The 15319-nt window shown below is 63.8% G+C and carries 14 protein-coding genes; 6 read left to right on the forward strand and 8 right to left on the reverse strand.

What is annotated here, in order from left to right; translation table 11 throughout:
- Nucleotides 1–13: 13 nt before the first annotated feature.
- Nucleotides 14–661, forward strand: a complete 648-nt coding sequence (locus K8U54_RS23625) for a hypothetical protein (RefSeq protein ID WP_249908082.1) — start codon at nt 14–16, stop codon at nt 659–661.
- A 208-nt stretch (nt 662–869) separates the two neighbouring features.
- On the opposite strand, the gene K8U54_RS23630 is transcribed toward K8U54_RS23625, so the two are convergent.
- The 4 genes from K8U54_RS23630 to K8U54_RS23645 all read right to left on the reverse strand — a co-directional run bounded on the left by K8U54_RS23630 (nt 870) and on the right by K8U54_RS23645 (nt 4068).
- Nucleotides 870–1637, reverse strand: coding sequence for an SDR family oxidoreductase (locus tag K8U54_RS23630; protein WP_249908083.1), 768 nt, complete (start codon nt 1635–1637; stop codon nt 870–872).
- A 26-nt stretch (nt 1638–1663) separates the two neighbouring features.
- Entirely contained in the window at nt 1664–2731 is a 1068-nt protein-coding gene (locus tag K8U54_RS23635) for a phosphotransferase family protein (RefSeq protein ID WP_249908084.1), read from the reverse strand.
- 268 nt (nt 2732–2999) lie between these two features.
- On the reverse strand, nt 3000–3311 hold the full coding sequence (locus K8U54_RS23640; RefSeq protein WP_070887456.1) for an SCP2 sterol-binding domain-containing protein: 312 nt from the start codon (nt 3309–3311) through the stop codon (nt 3000–3002).
- A gap of 58 nt (nt 3312–3369) precedes the next feature.
- Complete coding sequence (locus tag K8U54_RS23645) at nt 3370–4068, reverse strand: histidine phosphatase family protein (RefSeq protein WP_249908085.1); 699 nt, start codon at nt 4066–4068, stop codon at nt 3370–3372.
- A gap of 200 nt (nt 4069–4268) precedes the next feature.
- Here K8U54_RS23645 and sohB point away from each other — a divergent pair, with 200 nt between their 5' ends.
- On the forward strand, nt 4269–5288 hold the full coding sequence (gene sohB / locus K8U54_RS23650) for a protease SohB (protein ID WP_249908086.1): 1020 nt from the start codon (nt 4269–4271) through the stop codon (nt 5286–5288).
- A 37-nt stretch (nt 5289–5325) separates the two neighbouring features.
- Nucleotides 5326–6318, forward strand: a complete 993-nt coding sequence (locus K8U54_RS23655) for a YhdH/YhfP family quinone oxidoreductase (protein WP_249908087.1) — start codon at nt 5326–5328, stop codon at nt 6316–6318.
- A gap of 50 nt (nt 6319–6368) precedes the next feature.
- Here K8U54_RS23655 and K8U54_RS23660 read toward each other — a convergent pair whose 3' ends face one another.
- The gene (locus tag K8U54_RS23660) at nt 6369–6866 is read right to left on the reverse strand and encodes a DUF934 domain-containing protein (RefSeq protein ID WP_249908088.1); all 498 of its coding nucleotides are present in this window, start codon (nt 6864–6866) and stop codon (nt 6369–6371) included.
- Nucleotides 6850–8508: a nitrite/sulfite reductase gene (locus K8U54_RS23665; RefSeq protein ID WP_249908089.1), complete on the reverse strand. Its 1659-nt coding sequence runs from the start codon at nt 8506–8508 to the stop codon at nt 6850–6852. Before K8U54_RS23665 ends, K8U54_RS23660 begins: the two co-directional genes overlap by 17 nt.
- Before the next feature lie 491 nt (nt 8509–8999).
- Here K8U54_RS23665 and K8U54_RS23670 point away from each other — a divergent pair, with 491 nt between their 5' ends.
- The 3 genes from K8U54_RS23670 (at nt 9000) to K8U54_RS23680 (ending at nt 11132) form a co-directional block, all read left to right on the forward strand.
- Nucleotides 9000–9926, forward strand: coding sequence for a ZIP family metal transporter (locus K8U54_RS23670; RefSeq protein WP_249908090.1), 927 nt, complete (start codon nt 9000–9002; stop codon nt 9924–9926).
- A 90-nt stretch (nt 9927–10016) separates the two neighbouring features.
- Nucleotides 10017–10793 (forward strand): substrate-binding periplasmic protein, encoded by a 777-nt coding sequence (locus K8U54_RS23675; RefSeq protein WP_249908091.1) that lies wholly within the window; start codon nt 10017–10019, stop codon nt 10791–10793.
- A gap of 36 nt (nt 10794–10829) precedes the next feature.
- Complete coding sequence (locus K8U54_RS23680; RefSeq protein WP_070887449.1) at nt 10830–11132, forward strand: DUF1883 domain-containing protein; 303 nt, start codon at nt 10830–10832, stop codon at nt 11130–11132.
- Nucleotides 11133–11198: 66 nt separating this feature from the next.
- On the opposite strand, the gene K8U54_RS23685 is transcribed toward K8U54_RS23680, so the two are convergent.
- The gene (locus tag K8U54_RS23685; protein ID WP_249908092.1) at nt 11199–11513 is read right to left on the reverse strand and encodes a DUF5629 family protein; all 315 of its coding nucleotides are present in this window, start codon (nt 11511–11513) and stop codon (nt 11199–11201) included.
- Nucleotides 11510–15226, reverse strand: a complete 3717-nt coding sequence (metH, locus tag K8U54_RS23690) for a methionine synthase (protein WP_249908093.1) — start codon at nt 15224–15226, stop codon at nt 11510–11512. Before metH ends, K8U54_RS23685 begins: the two co-directional genes overlap by 4 nt.
- Nucleotides 15227–15319 lie beyond the last annotated feature (93 nt).

Here is a 15319-nt window from a genome sequence, read left to right on the forward strand (position 1 = left end):
AGGAATCGATTCGATGCAGTACAACGCGCTCGCCTGGGCAACGGCTCTGCTGGCATTGCTGGTGCTGTTCATCGCCCTGCGCATTCTGTTCGGCGGGCGCTGGTTTCTCGCCTGGTTGCGCGGCACCAGCGGCCTGGTGTTTCTCGCTGCCGCGGTGCTGGTCGCTCTGGTGGCCTACGACCTGAGCCGCTACCAACCCTTGCCCGCCAACAAGCCGCTGCTGACCCTGAGCTTTCATCGCACGGCCAACGTCTACCAGGTCGATATTCTCGAAGGCGGCGTACAACGCAGCGTCAACCTGGAAGGCGACCTGTGGCAGCTCGACGTGCGCCTGCTGCAATGGAAGGGGCTGGCCGCGCTGATCGGCCTGGAGCCGGGCTACCGGCTGGAGAAGCTCAACAGTCGCTTCCTGTCCATCGAGCAGCAGAGCCAGGCGCGTTACACCCAGGCCGAGCTGACCCGCAGCCTGTACGGCATCGATCTGTGGCGCTGGCTGCGCCTGGGCCAGCATGACCTGTTCATGTTCGATGCCCAGGCGCGCCGGGTGACCTACCTGCCGATGGCCGACAAGGCGGTGTTCAACGTCAGCCTGACGCCCACCGGGCTGCTGGCCGAGCCGATGAACGAAGCGGCCCACCAGGCGCTCAAGGATTGGCAGTAGGTTCTACGCGTCTGACCAGTGTTGGAACCCTTCCAGCAATTCCAAGGAAAGCACGGCAGGTGGCGCAAGTGATGGGGGACCTGTGGGAGCGGGCCATGCCCGCGATTTTTCGCGCGCATGGCGCGCTCCCACAATGTTCTGCTGAGTTACAGAAATTAGGGGACGCATAAGGTAGGGTGGGCTTCAGCCCACCAACCCGGATAGGCTCTCAGGAAAGGAACCCCCCGTCGACGTTCAGCGCCACACCCGTGGTGTAGCTCGACGCCTCGCTGGCCAGGTACAGCACCGCCCCGGCCATTTCGCTCGGCTCGGCCACGCGCTTGAGCGGAATGCGTTGCAGGGCGAAGTTGAGGATCGCCTCGTTCTTGGTCAATGCCGAGGCGAAGCGCGTGTCGGTCAGGCCCGGCAGCAGGGCATTGCAGCGGATGCCGAACTGCGCGCATTCCTTGGCGAACACCTTGGTCATGCTGATCACCGCGGCCTTGGTCACCGAGTAGATGCCCTGGAACTCACCGGGTGATACACCGTTGATCGACGCCACGTTGATGATGCTGCCGCCGCCGTTGTCCTTCATCAGCTTGCCGCCTTCGATGGACATGAAGTAGTAGCCGCGAATGTTCACGTCGACGGTTTTCTGAAAGGCGCCCAGATCGGTATCCAGCACGTTGCAGAACTGCGGGTTGGTGGCCGCGTTGTTGACCAGGATATCGAGGCGCCCGTAGCGCTGGCGAATCTCGGCGAACACCGTCTGGATCTGCTCCATCTCACCGATATGGCAGGCCATGGCCACGGCCTTGCCGCCCCTGGCGACGATGGCATCGGCCACGGTCTGGCAATCGTCCAGCTTGCGGCTGGCGACGATCACCTCGGCGCCCTGCTGGGCCAGCAGGTGGGCAATGGCTTCACCGATGCCGCGGCTGGCACCGGACACGAAGGCGATCTTGCCGTCGAGGTCGAACAACTGGGTCTTGGACATGGCGTGAGTCTCTGTAAGTGGTGGCGTCAGAGCGATGAGCGCGCGATGACCCCGAGGGCCATCTGCTCGAGCAAGGCGTTCATCTGCACGAAGGAGGCGAAGCGCTTGTCGGCGGTTTGCCCATGGTAGTAGCGGTAGTAGATCTGCTGGACGATGCCGGCCAGGCGGAACAGGCCGTAGAGGTAATAGAAGTCGAAGCAGCCGATGCGGATGCCCGCTCGCTCGGCGTAGTAATCGACGAACGCCTGGCGGGTCAGCATGCCAGGCGCGTTGCTCGGCTGGCGACGCATCAGCTGCACGGGCGCCGGGTCGTCGGCCTCGATCCAGTAGGCCAGGGTATTGCCCAGGTCCATCAGCGGGTCGCCCAGGGTGGTCAGCTCCCAATCGAGCACGCCGATGATGCGCAGCGGCTCATTGGCATCGAGGATCACGTTGTCGAAGCGGTAGTCGTTGTGCACGATGGCCGGCCGCGGGTGGTCGGCCGGCATCTTCTCCTGCAGCCAGCTGCGCACCTCCTGCCAGCCGGGCGCATCGGGGGTGCGCGCGTTGTCGTAGCGTTCGCTCCAGCCGTTGATCTGCCGCGCCACGTAACCCTCAGGCTTGCCCAGGTCGGCCAGGCCGCACGCCTGATAATCGACCTGATGCAGCTCCACCAGGCGGTCGATGAAGCTCTTGCACAGGGTGGTGGTCTGGGCAGACGTGAACTGCAGCTGCGCTGGCAGATCGGCGCGCAGGATGATGCCGTCCAGGCGTTGCATGACGTAGAACTCGGCGCCGATCACCGATGCGTCGGTGCAGTGCACGAAGGCCTGCGGGCAATACGGAAAGGCGCTTCTGAGTTGGTTGAGGATGCGAAATTCGCGGCCCATGTCGTGGGCCGATTTGGCCTTGCTGCCGAACGGCGGGCGGCGCAATACCAGCTCGCGGTCGGCATAGCGCAGCAGGTAGGTCAGGTTGGACGCGCCGCCGGGGAACTGGCTGATCTGCGGTTCACCGCGCAGGTCGCTGATATGGGCCTTGAGGTAGGCGTCGATGGCGCGGGCATCGAGTTCTTCGCCCTGGCGGATGGCGCTGGGCCGGTCGGTGAGTGTCATCCCTATCCCTTCTCATTGTCGTTGGCGGTGATGATCGGGCCAATCTAATCAGCCCGGCAGCAGGTCACAAGCGCGGTGCGGGCTTATCGATACCGCTGTTGGCGGCGAATCAAACCCGCTGATGCGCTGGCGGCGGCTCGAAAACCGCCGAGAGCGATTCTCGACGTCGGCTTTGCCGAGGGCCTCGAGGTGCCCGCCAGCAACGGCGAGCCAAAAAAAACCGGAATCCTGGGATTCCGGTTTCTGTGTTCAACGGCTGGCCAGTGGCTCAGACCGGGAACAGTTCGCTCAGCTTCAGTGCCAGCATCATGTCGCCCTCGGCGCGCAGCTTGCCGGCCATGAAGGCCTGCATGCCGTCGGTTTCACCGGTGGTGATGCCCTTGAAGGTTTCCTTGTCCATGATCAGGGTGACGTTGGCGTCCGGGCTGTCGCCCTGTTTGACCTCGCAGGTGCCGTCCTTGACGATCAGGTAGTGGTTGTCGGCATCTTCGATGTTGAACTGGAAAACCAGGTCCAGGCCTTCGGCGGCGCTGGGGTTGAACTTGGCTTTCATGGTTTGGACGATGTCTGCGACGCTCATGGTGGTTTCCTTGTGGTTTCCGATTGTTCTGCACCCTTGCGGGTACGTTGACTGTCGCTCAGCGATAGGTAATGAGCGATGGGGTGTTCAACAGCTGCAGATGCGCATGGCCGTTGAAGGAAGCTAGGGTCACCCGCTCGCCCTGGAACTTCAGGCAGCTTAGCGAGGTGTTGACGATTTGCCAGTTCATGGCGAACGCGCTGGCGACCGGCATGCCGGTCAGCAGGTGGACCAAGGCGGTGATGGTACCGCCGGAGGTGAACACGGCGATGCGCTCGCCGGCCTGGGCCTGGTCGAGCAGGCGTTGCAGGCCGCCGTTCACCTGATCGACAAAGGCTTGCCAGCTTTGCAGCGCCGGTGCGTCGTAATCACCGCCGACCCAGGTGTCCATCAGGCGCACGAACAGCCGCTGGAACTCGGCGCGGTTGTGCGCGGCATTGCGCATCACCTCCAGGGCCTGGGGCTCATGGGGCAGCAGGGCGGGGAGCAGGGCGCGGATCACGCCTTCGGCATCGAATTCGTTGAAGGCCGCATCGGTTTGCAGCCCAGGCGCTTCGGCAAGCTGTTCGAGCACCAGGCGGCCGGTATGGGCCTGGCGGGTGAGGCTGCCGCTGACCGCGCGATCGAGCTGTACGCCGGTCCGCGCAAGGTGGCTGCCGAGCAGTACCGACTGACGCTCGCCCAGCGACGAGAGGACATCATAATCCTCTGCACCGAATGAGGCCTGGCCATGTCGAATCAGGTAGATGCTGCCCACGTGCGCTGCAACCCGGGAACCTTGAATGTGAGGCGAGGGTAGGAGGGATGGGCGGAGGCTGTCAACGAAAAATCATACGTTTGTTTGAATCGTCTGATGGGCGCTGCAAAGCCGCTGCTGCCGCTGGTCGCTGCCTGGCGCCGCCGGTATGCTGGACGCTGCAGGCCTCCGCGCGAGGCGATTGGATAAAGGGGAAGTGTGTGGAGTTTCTTGCTGATTACGCGGGGTTTCTGGCCAAGACGGTCACCCTCGTGGTGGCCATTCTGGTCGTGCTGGTGGCGCTTGCCGTACTGCGCAGCCGTGGGCGTCGCAGTGGCGGCCAGTTGCAGGTCACCAAGCTCAATGATTTCTACAAGGCGCTGCGCCAGCGTCTCGAGCAATCGATTCTCGACAAGGATCAACTCAAGGCCCTGGGCAAGGACGAGGCCAAGGCTGCCAAGGCCGCGAAGAAGCAGCCGCAGCAGAAGTCGCGGGTCTACGTGCTCGACTTCGACGGTGATATCAAGGCTTCGGCCACCGAGGGCCTGCGCCACGAGATCACCGCGCTGCTGAGCCTCGCCACCCCCCAGGACGAGGTGGTGCTGCGCCTGGAAAGCGGCGGTGGCATGGTGCACAGCTACGGCCTGGCCTCCTCGCAACTGGCGCGCATTCGCCAGGCTGGCGTGCCCCTGACCGTGTGCATCGACAAGGTCGCGGCCAGCGGCGGTTACATGATGGCCTGCATCGGCGAGAAGATCATTTCCGCGCCGTTCGCCATCCTCGGCTCCATCGGCGTGGTCGCCCAGTTGCCCAACGTCAACCGCCTGCTGAAAAAGCATGATATCGATTTCGAGGTACTGACCGCCGGCGAGTACAAGCGCACCCTGACGGTGTTTGGCGAGAACACCGAGAAGGGCCGGGAAAAATTCCAGGAAGATCTGGAAACCACCCACGAGCTGTTCAAGAACTTCGTGGCCCGCTACCGCCCGCAGCTGGAGATCGACGAGATCGCCACCGGTGAAGTCTGGCTGGGCATGGCGGCTCTGGAAAAGCAGCTGGTCGATGAGCTGAAGACCAGCGACGAGTATCTGGCCGAGCGCGCCCGCGAGGCCGATCTGTACCAGCTGCACTACGTGCAGAAGAAATCCCTGCAGGAGCGTGTCGGCCTGGCTGCCAGCGTAGCGCTGGATCGTTTTGCCCTGACCTGGCTGGGCCGTCTGAGCCAGCAACGCTTCTGGTAACCCGCACCCTCCGCTCTGGCGGATCAAGGAGGTTTGGATGACCCATTTCACTGCGCTGCAGGCAGCACCCGACACCAACGGCCATTTCGCCTTGCAAGTGGTCGAGCGCGAGGTGGCCGACTTGCCCGCGGGCGAGCTGTTGATCCGTGTTCGCTATTCTTCGCTGAACTTCAAGGATGCGCTGTCCGCCACCGGCCAGCGCGGCGTCAGCAAGCACTATCCGCATACGCCGGGGATCGATGCCGCCGGCGTGGTGGAGCACTCCAGCGCCGCCGAATTCGCCGAAGGCGATGAAGTGATCGTCACCGGCTACGACCTGGGCATGAATACCGCCGGTGGCTTTGGCCAGTACATTCGGGTTCCCGCCAGTTGGGCGATCAAGCGCCCGCAAGGGCTGTCGCTGCGTGAGGCGATGATTCTCGGTACCGCAGGCCTGACCGCGGCGCTGTGTGTCGACAAGCTGGAGCAGGCTGGCGTGGAGCCCCAGGGCGGCCCGGTACTGGTCACCGGCGCCAGCGGTGGGGTGGGCAGCGTTGCGGTCATGTTGCTCAGCACCCTGGGTTATCAGGTAAGCGCCGCCACGGGCAAGGCCCAGCAGAGCGACATGCTCACGCGCCTGGGTGCCTCCCAGGTCGTGCCGCGTCTGGAGCTGCAGAGCGGCACGGATCGACCGCTGCTGCGCGAGCAATGGAGCGGGGCGGTGGATACGGTGGGCGGCGATATCCTGTTCAACGTGCTCAAGGCCACCCGCTACGGTGGCAGCGTGGCCTGTTGCGGGTTGACCGCCGGTGTCGACTTCCAGGCCAGCGTGCTGCCGTTCATCCTGCGTGGCGTGAATCTGCTGGGTGTCGACTCGGTCGAGCTGCCCTTGGTGGTCAAGGCCTCGATGTGGGACAAGCTGTCGCTGCAGTGGAAACTGCCGAATCTGCAAGCGCTTGCCACTGAGGTCGGACTTGCCGAATTGCCGGCAGCCATCGAGCGCATCCTGCAGGGCGAGCAGACGGGGCGGGTGCTGGTCCGGCTCGACTGAAGCCCGAAAAGCGCCCATGAAAAACCCGCCAAGAGGCGGGTTTTTCACTCTCAGGCGCGGCGCCTGAACAGCGGCTGTGGCTGGTCGGCGGAGGCCTGGTAGACCTCGGAAAACTCCTCGAAGGCTTTCAGTGCATCCTCGGCGTCCTTGTCTTCGCGCAGGGCGAAGGCATCGAAGCCGCAGCGCTTGAGCGCCCATAGCTGGTCACGCAGCACGTCGCCGATGGCACGCAGCTCGCCCTGGAAACCGTAGCGGGTGCGCAACAGGTAGGCGGATGACGAGTGGCGGCCGTCGGTGAAGGCCGGGAAGTTCAGGGCGATGACCTGGAAGGCGTCCAGGGAGTCGACGATCGATTCGATCTCTTCCTCGGCGTCCAGCCACACGCCCAGGCCGCCGTCGCGGGCCTTGAGGGCGTGGCCGTGTTCCAGCCACAGGTTAAGCGGCACGATCAGGTCGTCGCAGTTGGACAGCTCTTCGAAGGCGGTTTCCTTGGGCAGCAGGTGCCAGCTTTCGTCGACGATCTGGCCGTTCTTAATGATTCGCTGCATATACGCGCTCCTTGAACGGGGCGACACCGATACGGCGGAAGGTGTCGATGAAACTCTCTTCTTCGGTGCGTTGCTCGACATAGACGTTGACGATCTTGTCGATCACGTCCGGCATGTCGTCCTGGGCGAAGGACGGGCCGAGGATCTGCGCCAGGCTGGCATCACGGCCGGCGCTGCCGCCGAGGGACACCTGGTAGAACTCCTGGCCTTTCTTGTCCACGCCGAGGATGCCGATATGGCCCACATGGTGGTGGCCGCAGGCATTCATGCAACCGGAGATGTTCAGGTCGATGTCACCGATGTCGAACAGGTAGTCGAGGCTGTCGAAGCGGCGCTGGATGGCTTCGGCCACCGGAATCGACTTGGCGTTGGCCAGGGAGCAGAAATCGCCGCCCGGGCAGCAGATGATGTCGGTCAGCAGGCCCACGTTCGGCGTGGCGAAGCCCTTGTCGCGCAGTTCGCCCCACAGGGTGAACAGCTGCGCCTGCTCGACGTCGGCGAGGATGATGTTCTGGTTATGGCTGTTGCGCACTTCGCCGAAGCTGTAGCGATCGGCCAGGTCGGCGATGGCGTCGAGCTGCTTGTCGGTGACGTCGCCCGGGGCCACGCCGGTCGGCTTGAGCGACAGGGTAACGGCCACGTAACCCGGCTTCTTGTGGGCGAAGGTGTTGCGCTGGCGCCAGCGGGCAAAGCCCGGGTGCTCGGCATCGAGCTGGGCGAGTTGCGCGTCCTGATCCTGCAGCGCCTGGTAGGCTGGGTCGACGAAATGCGCGGCAACGCGGGCCACCTCGGCTTCGGTCAGGGTGGTCGGGCCATCCTTGAGGTGCGCCCATTCGGCGTTCACGCGCTCGGCGAACACTTCCGGGGTCAGCGCCTTGACCAGGATCTTGATGCGCGCCTTGTACTTGTTGTCGCGACGGCCATAGCGGTTGTACACGCGCAGGATGGCGTCGAGATAGGAGATCAGGTGCTGCCAGGGCAGGAACTCGTTGATGAAGCTGCCGACGATCGGCGTACGGCCCAGGCCGCCGCCCACGGCGACGCGGAAGCCCAGCTCACCGGCGGCGTTCTTCACCGCTTCCAGTCCGATGTCGTGCACTTCGATGGCCGCGCGGTCACTGGCGGCGCCGTTGACGGCAATCTTGAACTTGCGCGGCAGGTGGCTGAACTCGGGGTGGAAGGTCGACCACTGACGGATGATCTCGCACCAGGGGCGCGGATCGACGATTTCGTCCTTGGCCACGCCGGCGAACTGGTCGGTGGTGGTGTTGCGGATGCAGTTGCCGCTGGTCTGGATGGCGTGCATCTGCACGGTGGCCAGCTCGGCGAGAATCTCCGGCACGTCTTCCAGTTCAGGCCAGTTGAACTGCACGTTTTGGCGGGTGCTGATATGCGCGTAGCCCTTGTCGTAGTCGCGGGCGATCTGCGCCAGCTTGCGCACCTGGGTGGAGGAGAGCAGGCCGTAGGGGACGGCAATGCGCAGCATGGGCGCGAAACGTTGGATGTACAGACCGTTCTGCAGGCGCAGCGGACGGAATTCTTCGCCGCTCAGTTCGCCACTGAGATACCGGCGGGTTTGATCGCGGAACTGCTTGACGCGGTCCTCGACGATTTTCTGGTCGTACTGGTCGTATACGTACATGGGAATCCTGTTATCAGGCTGCTTGCCAGATCGATGAAAACCATTGCGGCGCGACAGTGCGGCTTGGATCAGCAGGCGAATGGTCGTTCGTCGGCTGAATGGCCCTGGCAAGCCGTCACTCACAATGCTTCGATGACCTGTTACAGCAAATCTGCGCGCACGGCCGCGCACTCCTGGTGCGGAGCCGGGGCACGATACCAGTTCAGGTTTATGCGCAAAAGTGATGTTTGAGTATAAGAAAAGAACTTTTGGTGCTAAGCCGGAAAGCATGCATAACCGTGTCGGTGAAACGCTGTACAGGCTCTTCACGAGCGGGCGCCGGGGGGGCGGACGACTGAGAATCATCCGCGCCGTCAGGCCGTGACGCGGCGCTTCGCCAGAATGCGCCGACCGTGCAGCGCAGAGGTGAAACGCGGGCGATACTCTGCTTGTCGCACTACACAGGCAGCCCGTTGGCGCCGCCTATTTTCAGGGTTGATCAAAGAGGTTCTATGCAAACGCTTTCCGAGCGCAACGGTTTCCTGCAGGCATGGATGTCCCAGGTGCGTGAGTCGCCCTGGGTAGCGGCTGGCCTGGGTGTCGCCTTGCTGGTCGTGGTATGGCTGCTGGTCAGCAGCCTGTTCAACATATTCGATGACGGCCATCCAGAACGCATCCGCCACGCCCTGTATGGTGGCGGGGCCGGTTTTGCGGCAACCACCCTGGGTGCGCTCGCGGCCCTGGCGTTGGGCAGTATCAGCGTCAAGACCCAGGACAGCATGCTGGGATTCGCAGCGGGCATGATGTTGGCAGCGAGTTCCTTCTCGTTGATCCTTCCAGGCCTGGAGGCTGCCGAGAACCTGACCGGCAGCGGTATGCGGGGCGCCGCGACGGTAGTCATCGGGCTCGCCCTGGGCGTGCTGCTGATGCTGGGGCTCGATCATTTCACCCCGCACGAGCACGAAAGTGCTGGCGCCCAGGGGCCGCACAGCAGCCGGCTGAGTCGCGTATGGCTGTTCGTGTTCGCCATCACATTGCATAACCTGCCCGAAGGCATGGCCATCGGTGTCGGTTTCGCCGCCGATGACATGCAGGTCGGCATTCCCCTGGCGTCCGCTATTGCGATTCAAGACATTCCCGAAGGCCTGGCGGTCGCCCTGGCACTGCGCACCATTGGCGTGTCGGCATTGCGGGCGGCGCTGATCGCGGCGGCCAGCGGGTTGATGGAGCCCCTGGGGGCGCTGGTGGGGGTCGGCATGTCCAGCAGCTACGCGCTGGCCTATCCAATCGGCCTGGGCCTGGCGGCCGGCGCCATGTTGTTCGTGGTTTCCCACGAGATCATCCCCGAGACCCACCGCAACGGTCACCAGACATCCGCGACCCTGGGGCTGATGGGCGGTTTTGCTGTGATGATGTTCTTGGATACCGCACTGGGCTGATAGGCATTTGCCGGGCGCTGATGCACACTGCGCGTCGTCCTGGGGCTTCAGCGAGTGGAGTGGAATTGGCGCGTGTGCATAAATAAGGTCATGGCCCGTGGTCGTCGCGCCACCTGCACCCTGGTGCTGGCGGTCGTCCTGGGTGGCGCTGGTGGCGTGCAGGGCGAACCGCTGAACGTCTATGTCGGCCAGGGGCAGATGCCGTTTGCCGATGGCGCTGCCAGGCGTGCCGGGCTGTTCGGCGAATTGATGCATGAGCTTTGTGCGCGCACCGCGCAGCAATGCGTGTTTCGCAGCGTGCCGTGGCGCCGGGTGTTGAGCGAAGCCGAGGGCGACCCCCGTGGCATCGTGCTCAACCTGGGGCGCACCCCCGAGCGCGAGGCGGGATTCGTCTGGCTGCTCGACGTGCTGCCCACACCCTATGTACTGGTCAGCCTCGATCGCACCTTCGACAGCCTGGGCGATGCCCTGCGGGCTGGCCCGGTGGCAGTAATGGCCGGCACCGCGCGTGCCGATGAAATCAAGCGGATTCGCGCCGGCGATCAGCGGGTGGTGGAGGTCACCGACCCGCAACAGGCGGCCGAGTTGTTGCGCAGCGGCCGGGTGGTGGCCTGGTATGAGATCGACCTGCGGGCGTTTTATCTCTGGCACGAGATGAACGCCCAGGCCCCGCTGCGGTTCGGCAAGCCCCTGAGCAATACCCGCAGCCATATCGCCGGGAGCCTCAAGCTCGAGGGCGCCCAGGCCTTGTCCCGGCAAATGACGGCCGCCTTCGCCGACATGCGCCGTGACGGCAGTTGGCAGCGTATTCTCGCCAGTTATCTGGGCCTGGATCGGTCGCGGGCTTTGCTGTCGGACGGCTGGTGAGTCATGCTAGCGCCCTGAAACCCTGAGGAGCGCTTGATGAAGTACATCCACCAGCGCGAGCACCTCAACGAGGATGACCTGGTCATCATCGAATGCTCGCAACCCTGCAATATCCGCCTGATGAACGATGCGAACTTTCGCAGCTTCAAGAATGGTGGCCGTCACACCTATCACGGCGGCGCATTCGACAAGTTCCCGGCCAAGATCACCGTACCCAGTAGCGGCTTCTGGAACATCACCCTCGACACCGTGACCCGCAAGGCGATCAGCGTGACGCGCAAGCCGACCCTCAAGCACTCGATCAAGATCGTCAGGCGTTCGTCGTCGCATCTATCTTGAGTGCTGGCCAGCTGGCTTTTCCGCTAGGCGCATTTGTCGGCAAGTGCTGCTTCGATGGTGGCGGAGTCAGTCCGCTTCCGCGCTGACCGCGCCCAGGCAAACCAGCCGGTGGCCATCGATCAGCCAGCTGTCGTCGCCAGCCTCGTATTCAGCCTCCATCACCGCGTTGTAGCTGAACTGCCAGCGTTTGCGGTCGCGGCCGTCCTGGGCCTCGATGGTCAGCACCACGGCTTCGCTGGCGAACGGCTGATCCGCCTCGGCGGCCGCGTCGGCCTGGTCGAGAAGTTCGTCGTCGAGCTGGAAGTCGAACGCATGCAGGCCGTCGATGACCAGCATGTCGGCGGTTTCCAGCCCGTCGAGCAAATAGGGTTGCTCACTCATTCGTCATACCCCAGGTTGGGCGCCAGCCAGCGTTCGCTGACGGCGATGTCCTGCGCCTTGCGCTCGGTGTAGCGCTCGATCTGATCCTTGTCGACCTTGCCCACGGCGAAATACTGCGCCTCGGGGTGGGCGAAGTACCAGCCGGACACCGCTGCCGCCGGGAACATGGCGTAGTGCTCGGTAAGGAACACGCCGCTCGTGCCGGCCTTGTTGTAGTCGGCCTCGGGGTCGAGCAGTTTGAACAGCGTGCCTTTCTCGGTGTGGTCCGGGCAGGCCGGGTAGCCGGGGGCCGGGCGGATGCCCTTGTACTGCTCGCGGATCAGCGCCTCGTTGTCCAGCTGTTCGTCCGCCGCGTAACCCCAGTGCTCCTTGCGCACCCGCTCGTGCAGCCACTCGGCGCAGGCTTCGGCGAGGCGGTCGGCCAGGGCCTTGACCATGATCGCGTTGTAGTCGTCGCCCTTGTCTTGGTAAGCCTTGGCCACTTCCTCGGCGCCGATGCCGGCGGTGGTGATAAAGCCACCGACGTAATCCGTAATGCCGCTTTCCTTCGGCGCGACGAAGTCGGCCAGGGACAGGTTCGGTTTGCCGTCCGGCTTGATGGTCTGCTGACGCAGGTGGTGCAGGGTGGCGAGTTGCTCGCCGTTGTCGCCGTAGACTTCGATATCGTCGTCACGCACCTGATTGGCCGGCCAGAAACCGAACACGGCGCGGGCCTTGATCAGTTTCTCGTCGATCAGCTTGCGCAGCATCGCCTGGGCATCGTTGAACAGGCTGGTGGCCGCCTCACCGACCACTTCGTCGGTGAGGATGCGCGGGTACTTGCCGGCCAGGTCCCAGGAGATGAAGAACGGCGTCCAGTCGATGTACTCGGCCAGCACGTTGAGGTCGATGTCATCGAGTACCCTGGCGCCGGTGAAGCTCGGTTGCGGTGCGCTATAACCGGCCCAGTCGAACTTCGGCTTGTTGGCGACGGCGTTGGCGTAGCTCAGGCGCTCGGTGCGGGTCGCCCGGGCCGCGGTGCGCTCGCGCACCACCACGTATTCGTCGCGGGTGCGCTGCACGAAGTCGGGCTTGAGTTCCTTGGACAGCAGCTGGGTGGCCACGCCCACCGCGCGGGAGGCGTCGGTGACGTAGATCACCGCATCATTCTTGTACTGCGGGTCGATCTTCACCGCGGTGTGCGCCTTGGAAGTGGTCGCGCCGCCGATCATCAGGGGCAGGGTAAAGCCCTGGCGCTGCATTTCCTTGGCGACGTGGACCATCTCGTCCAGCGACGGGGTGATCAACCCGGACAGGCCGATGATGTCGCACTTCTCGGCGATGGCGGTCTGCAGGATCTTCTCTGCCGGCACCATCACGCCCAGGTCGACGATGTCGTAGCCATTACAGCCCAGCACCACGCCGACGATGTTCTTGCCGATGTCGTGCACGTCGCCTTTCACGGTAGCCATCAAGATCTTGCCCTTGGCTTCGGGCTTGTCGCCTTTCTCGGCCTCGATGAAGGGAATCAGGTGCGCCACGGCCTGCTTCATCACCCGGGCGGACTTGACCACCTGGGGCAGGAACATCTTGCCCGAGCCGAACAGATCGCCGACCACGTTCATGCCGCTCATCAACGGGCCTTCGATGACCTCTATGGGCCGCGCGCATTGCTGGCGGCATTCCTCGGTGTCCTCGACGATAAAGGCGGTGATGCCCTTGACCAGCGCGTGCTCCAGGCGCTTGTCGACCGGCAGCGAGCGCCACTCCTCGTTCTCGACTTCCTTGGCGGCGCCGTCACCCTTGTACTTGTCGGCGATGGCCAGCAGGGCCTCGGTGGCGCCTTCGTTACGGTTGAGCACCACGTCCTCGACCGCGTCGCGCAGCTCCTTGGGAATCTCGTCGTAGATCTCCAGCTGGCCGGCGTTGACGATGCCCATGGAGAGGCCGTTCTGGATGGCGTAGTAGAGAAACACCGAGTGGATCGCCTCGCGCACCGGGTTGTTGCCGCGAAACGAGAACGACACGTTGGAGACGCCGCCCGAACTCAGCGCATACGGTAGCTGGTCACGGATATAGGCGCAGGCCTCGATGAAATCCACCGCGTAGTTGTTGTGCTCCTCGATGCCGGTGGCCACGGCGAAGATGTTCGGGTCGAAGATGATGTCTTCCGGCGGGAAGCCCACTTCATTGACCAGGATGTCGTAGCTGCGCTGGCAGATTTCCTTCTTGCGCGCCGCGGTATCGGCCTGGCCGACCTCGTCGAAGGCCATCACCACCACGGCGGCGCCATAGCGCTTGCACAGCTTGGCGTGGTGCTTGAACTGCTCGACGCCTTCCTTCATGGAGATCGAGTTGACGATGCCCTTGCCCTGGATGCATTTCAGGCCGGCCTCGATCACCTCCCACTTGGAGGAGTCGATCATGATCGGCACGCGGGAAATGTCCGGCTCGCCAGCGATCAGGTTGAGGAACCTGACCATGGCGGCCTTCGAGTCGAGCATCCCCTCGTCCATGTTGATGTCGATCACCTGGGCGCCGGCTTCCACCTGCTGCAGGGCGACTTCCAGGGCCTCGGTGTAGTTCTCTTCGCGGATCAGCCGGGCGAACTTGGCGGAACCTGTGATGTTGGTGCGCTCGCCGACGTTGACGAACAACGACTGGCGATCGATGGTGAAGGGCTCCAGACCCGACAGGCGGCAGGCCTTGGGAATCTCCGGAATCGGGCGCGGCTGGTATTTGGCGACCGCCTCGGCGATGGCCTGGATGTGGCCCGGCGTGGTGCCGCAGCAGCCGCCGATGATGTTCAGCAGGCCCGACGCGGCGAATTCCTCGACCACCTCGGCCATCTGCGCCGGGGTTTCGTCGTATTCACCAAAGGCATTGGGCAGGCCGGCATTGGGGTGCGCCGACACGTGGGTGCCGGCCTTGGCCGCCAGTTCGGCCAGGTAAGGGCGCAGCTCCTTGGCACCGAGGGCGCAGTTCAGGCCCACGGAAATCGGCCTGGCGTGGGCCACCGAGTTCCAGAAGGCTTCGGTGGTCTGACCGGACAGGGTGCGGCCGGAAGCGTCGGTGATGGTGCCGGAGATCATGATCGGCAGTTCGACGCCATCCTCGTCGAACACCTGCTGCACGGCGAAGATCGCCGCCTTGGCGTTGAGGGTGTCGAAGATGGTCTCGATAAGGATCAGGTCGGCGCCGCCCTCGATCAGGCCGCGGGTCGCTTCGGTGTAGTTCTCCACCAGCTCGTCGAAGGTGACGTTGCGATAGCCGGGGTCGTTGACGTCCGGGGAGATCGAGCAGGTGCGGCTGGTCGGGCCCAGAACGCCTGCGACGAAGCGCGGGCGATCCGGGGTTTCCAGGCTCTTGGCGTCGGCCACTTCACGGGCCACGCGGGCGCCGGCGACGTTCAGTTCGTAGACGATCGACTCCATGTCGTAGTCGGCCTGGGACACCTGGGTGGCGTTGAAGGTGTTGGTTTCCAGGATGTCGGCGCCGGCATCCAGGTAGGCCTTCTCGATGGCGGCGATGATCTGCGGCTGGGTGAGCAGCAGCAGGTCGTTGTTGCCCTTGACGTCGCTCGGCCAGTCGGCGAAGCGCTCACCGCGGTAGTCGGCTTCTTCGAGCTTGTAGCTCTGGATCATGGTGCCCATGCCGCCGTCGAGGATCAGGATGCGTTCCTTGAGGGCTTGCTGAAGTGCTTGGAGGCGGGCGCTGCGATCTGACAAGGGCATGGAAAAGGCTCTGAACGGGGGCTACGACAAGGCCGCAGATGATAACAAACCCTGAGGTCATTTCTGCGCTGCGCGCTTGTGCATGAATTATGT

Origin of the sequence: Pseudomonas fulva (genome assembly GCF_023517795.1) — a bacterium.
GTDB classification, from domain to species: domain Bacteria; phylum Pseudomonadota; class Gammaproteobacteria; order Pseudomonadales; family Pseudomonadaceae; genus Aquipseudomonas; species Aquipseudomonas fulva_D.

Coding starts and splice junctions, on each gene's coding strand:
- K8U54_RS23670 (WP_249908090.1), top strand. CDS start 9,000: ATGCAAACGCTTTCCGAGCGCAACGGTTTCCTGCAGGCATGGATGTCC.
- metH (WP_249908093.1), bottom strand. CDS start 15,226: ATGCCCTTGTCAGATCGCAGCGCCCGCCTCCAAGCACTTCAGCAAGCC.
- K8U54_RS23640 (WP_070887456.1), bottom strand. CDS start 3,311: ATGAGCGTCGCAGACATCGTCCAAACCATGAAAGCCAAGTTCAACCCC.
- K8U54_RS23660 (WP_249908088.1), bottom strand. CDS start 6,866: ATGCAGCGAATCATTAAGAACGGCCAGATCGTCGACGAAAGCTGGCAC.
- K8U54_RS23685 (WP_249908092.1), bottom strand. CDS start 11,513: ATGAGTGAGCAACCCTATTTGCTCGACGGGCTGGAAACCGCCGACATG.
- K8U54_RS23655 (WP_249908087.1), top strand. CDS start 5,326: ATGACCCATTTCACTGCGCTGCAGGCAGCACCCGACACCAACGGCCAT.
- K8U54_RS23630 (WP_249908083.1), bottom strand. CDS start 1,637: ATGTCCAAGACCCAGTTGTTCGACCTCGACGGCAAGATCGCCTTCGTG.
- K8U54_RS23665 (WP_249908089.1), bottom strand. CDS start 8,508: ATGTACGTATACGACCAGTACGACCAGAAAATCGTCGAGGACCGCGTC.
- K8U54_RS23680 (WP_070887449.1), top strand. CDS start 10,830: ATGAAGTACATCCACCAGCGCGAGCACCTCAACGAGGATGACCTGGTC.
- K8U54_RS23635 (WP_249908084.1), bottom strand. CDS start 2,731: ATGACACTCACCGACCGGCCCAGCGCCATCCGCCAGGGCGAAGAACTC.
- K8U54_RS23675 (WP_249908091.1), top strand. CDS start 10,017: ATGGCCCGTGGTCGTCGCGCCACCTGCACCCTGGTGCTGGCGGTCGTC.
- K8U54_RS23625 (WP_249908082.1), top strand. CDS start 14: ATGCAGTACAACGCGCTCGCCTGGGCAACGGCTCTGCTGGCATTGCTG.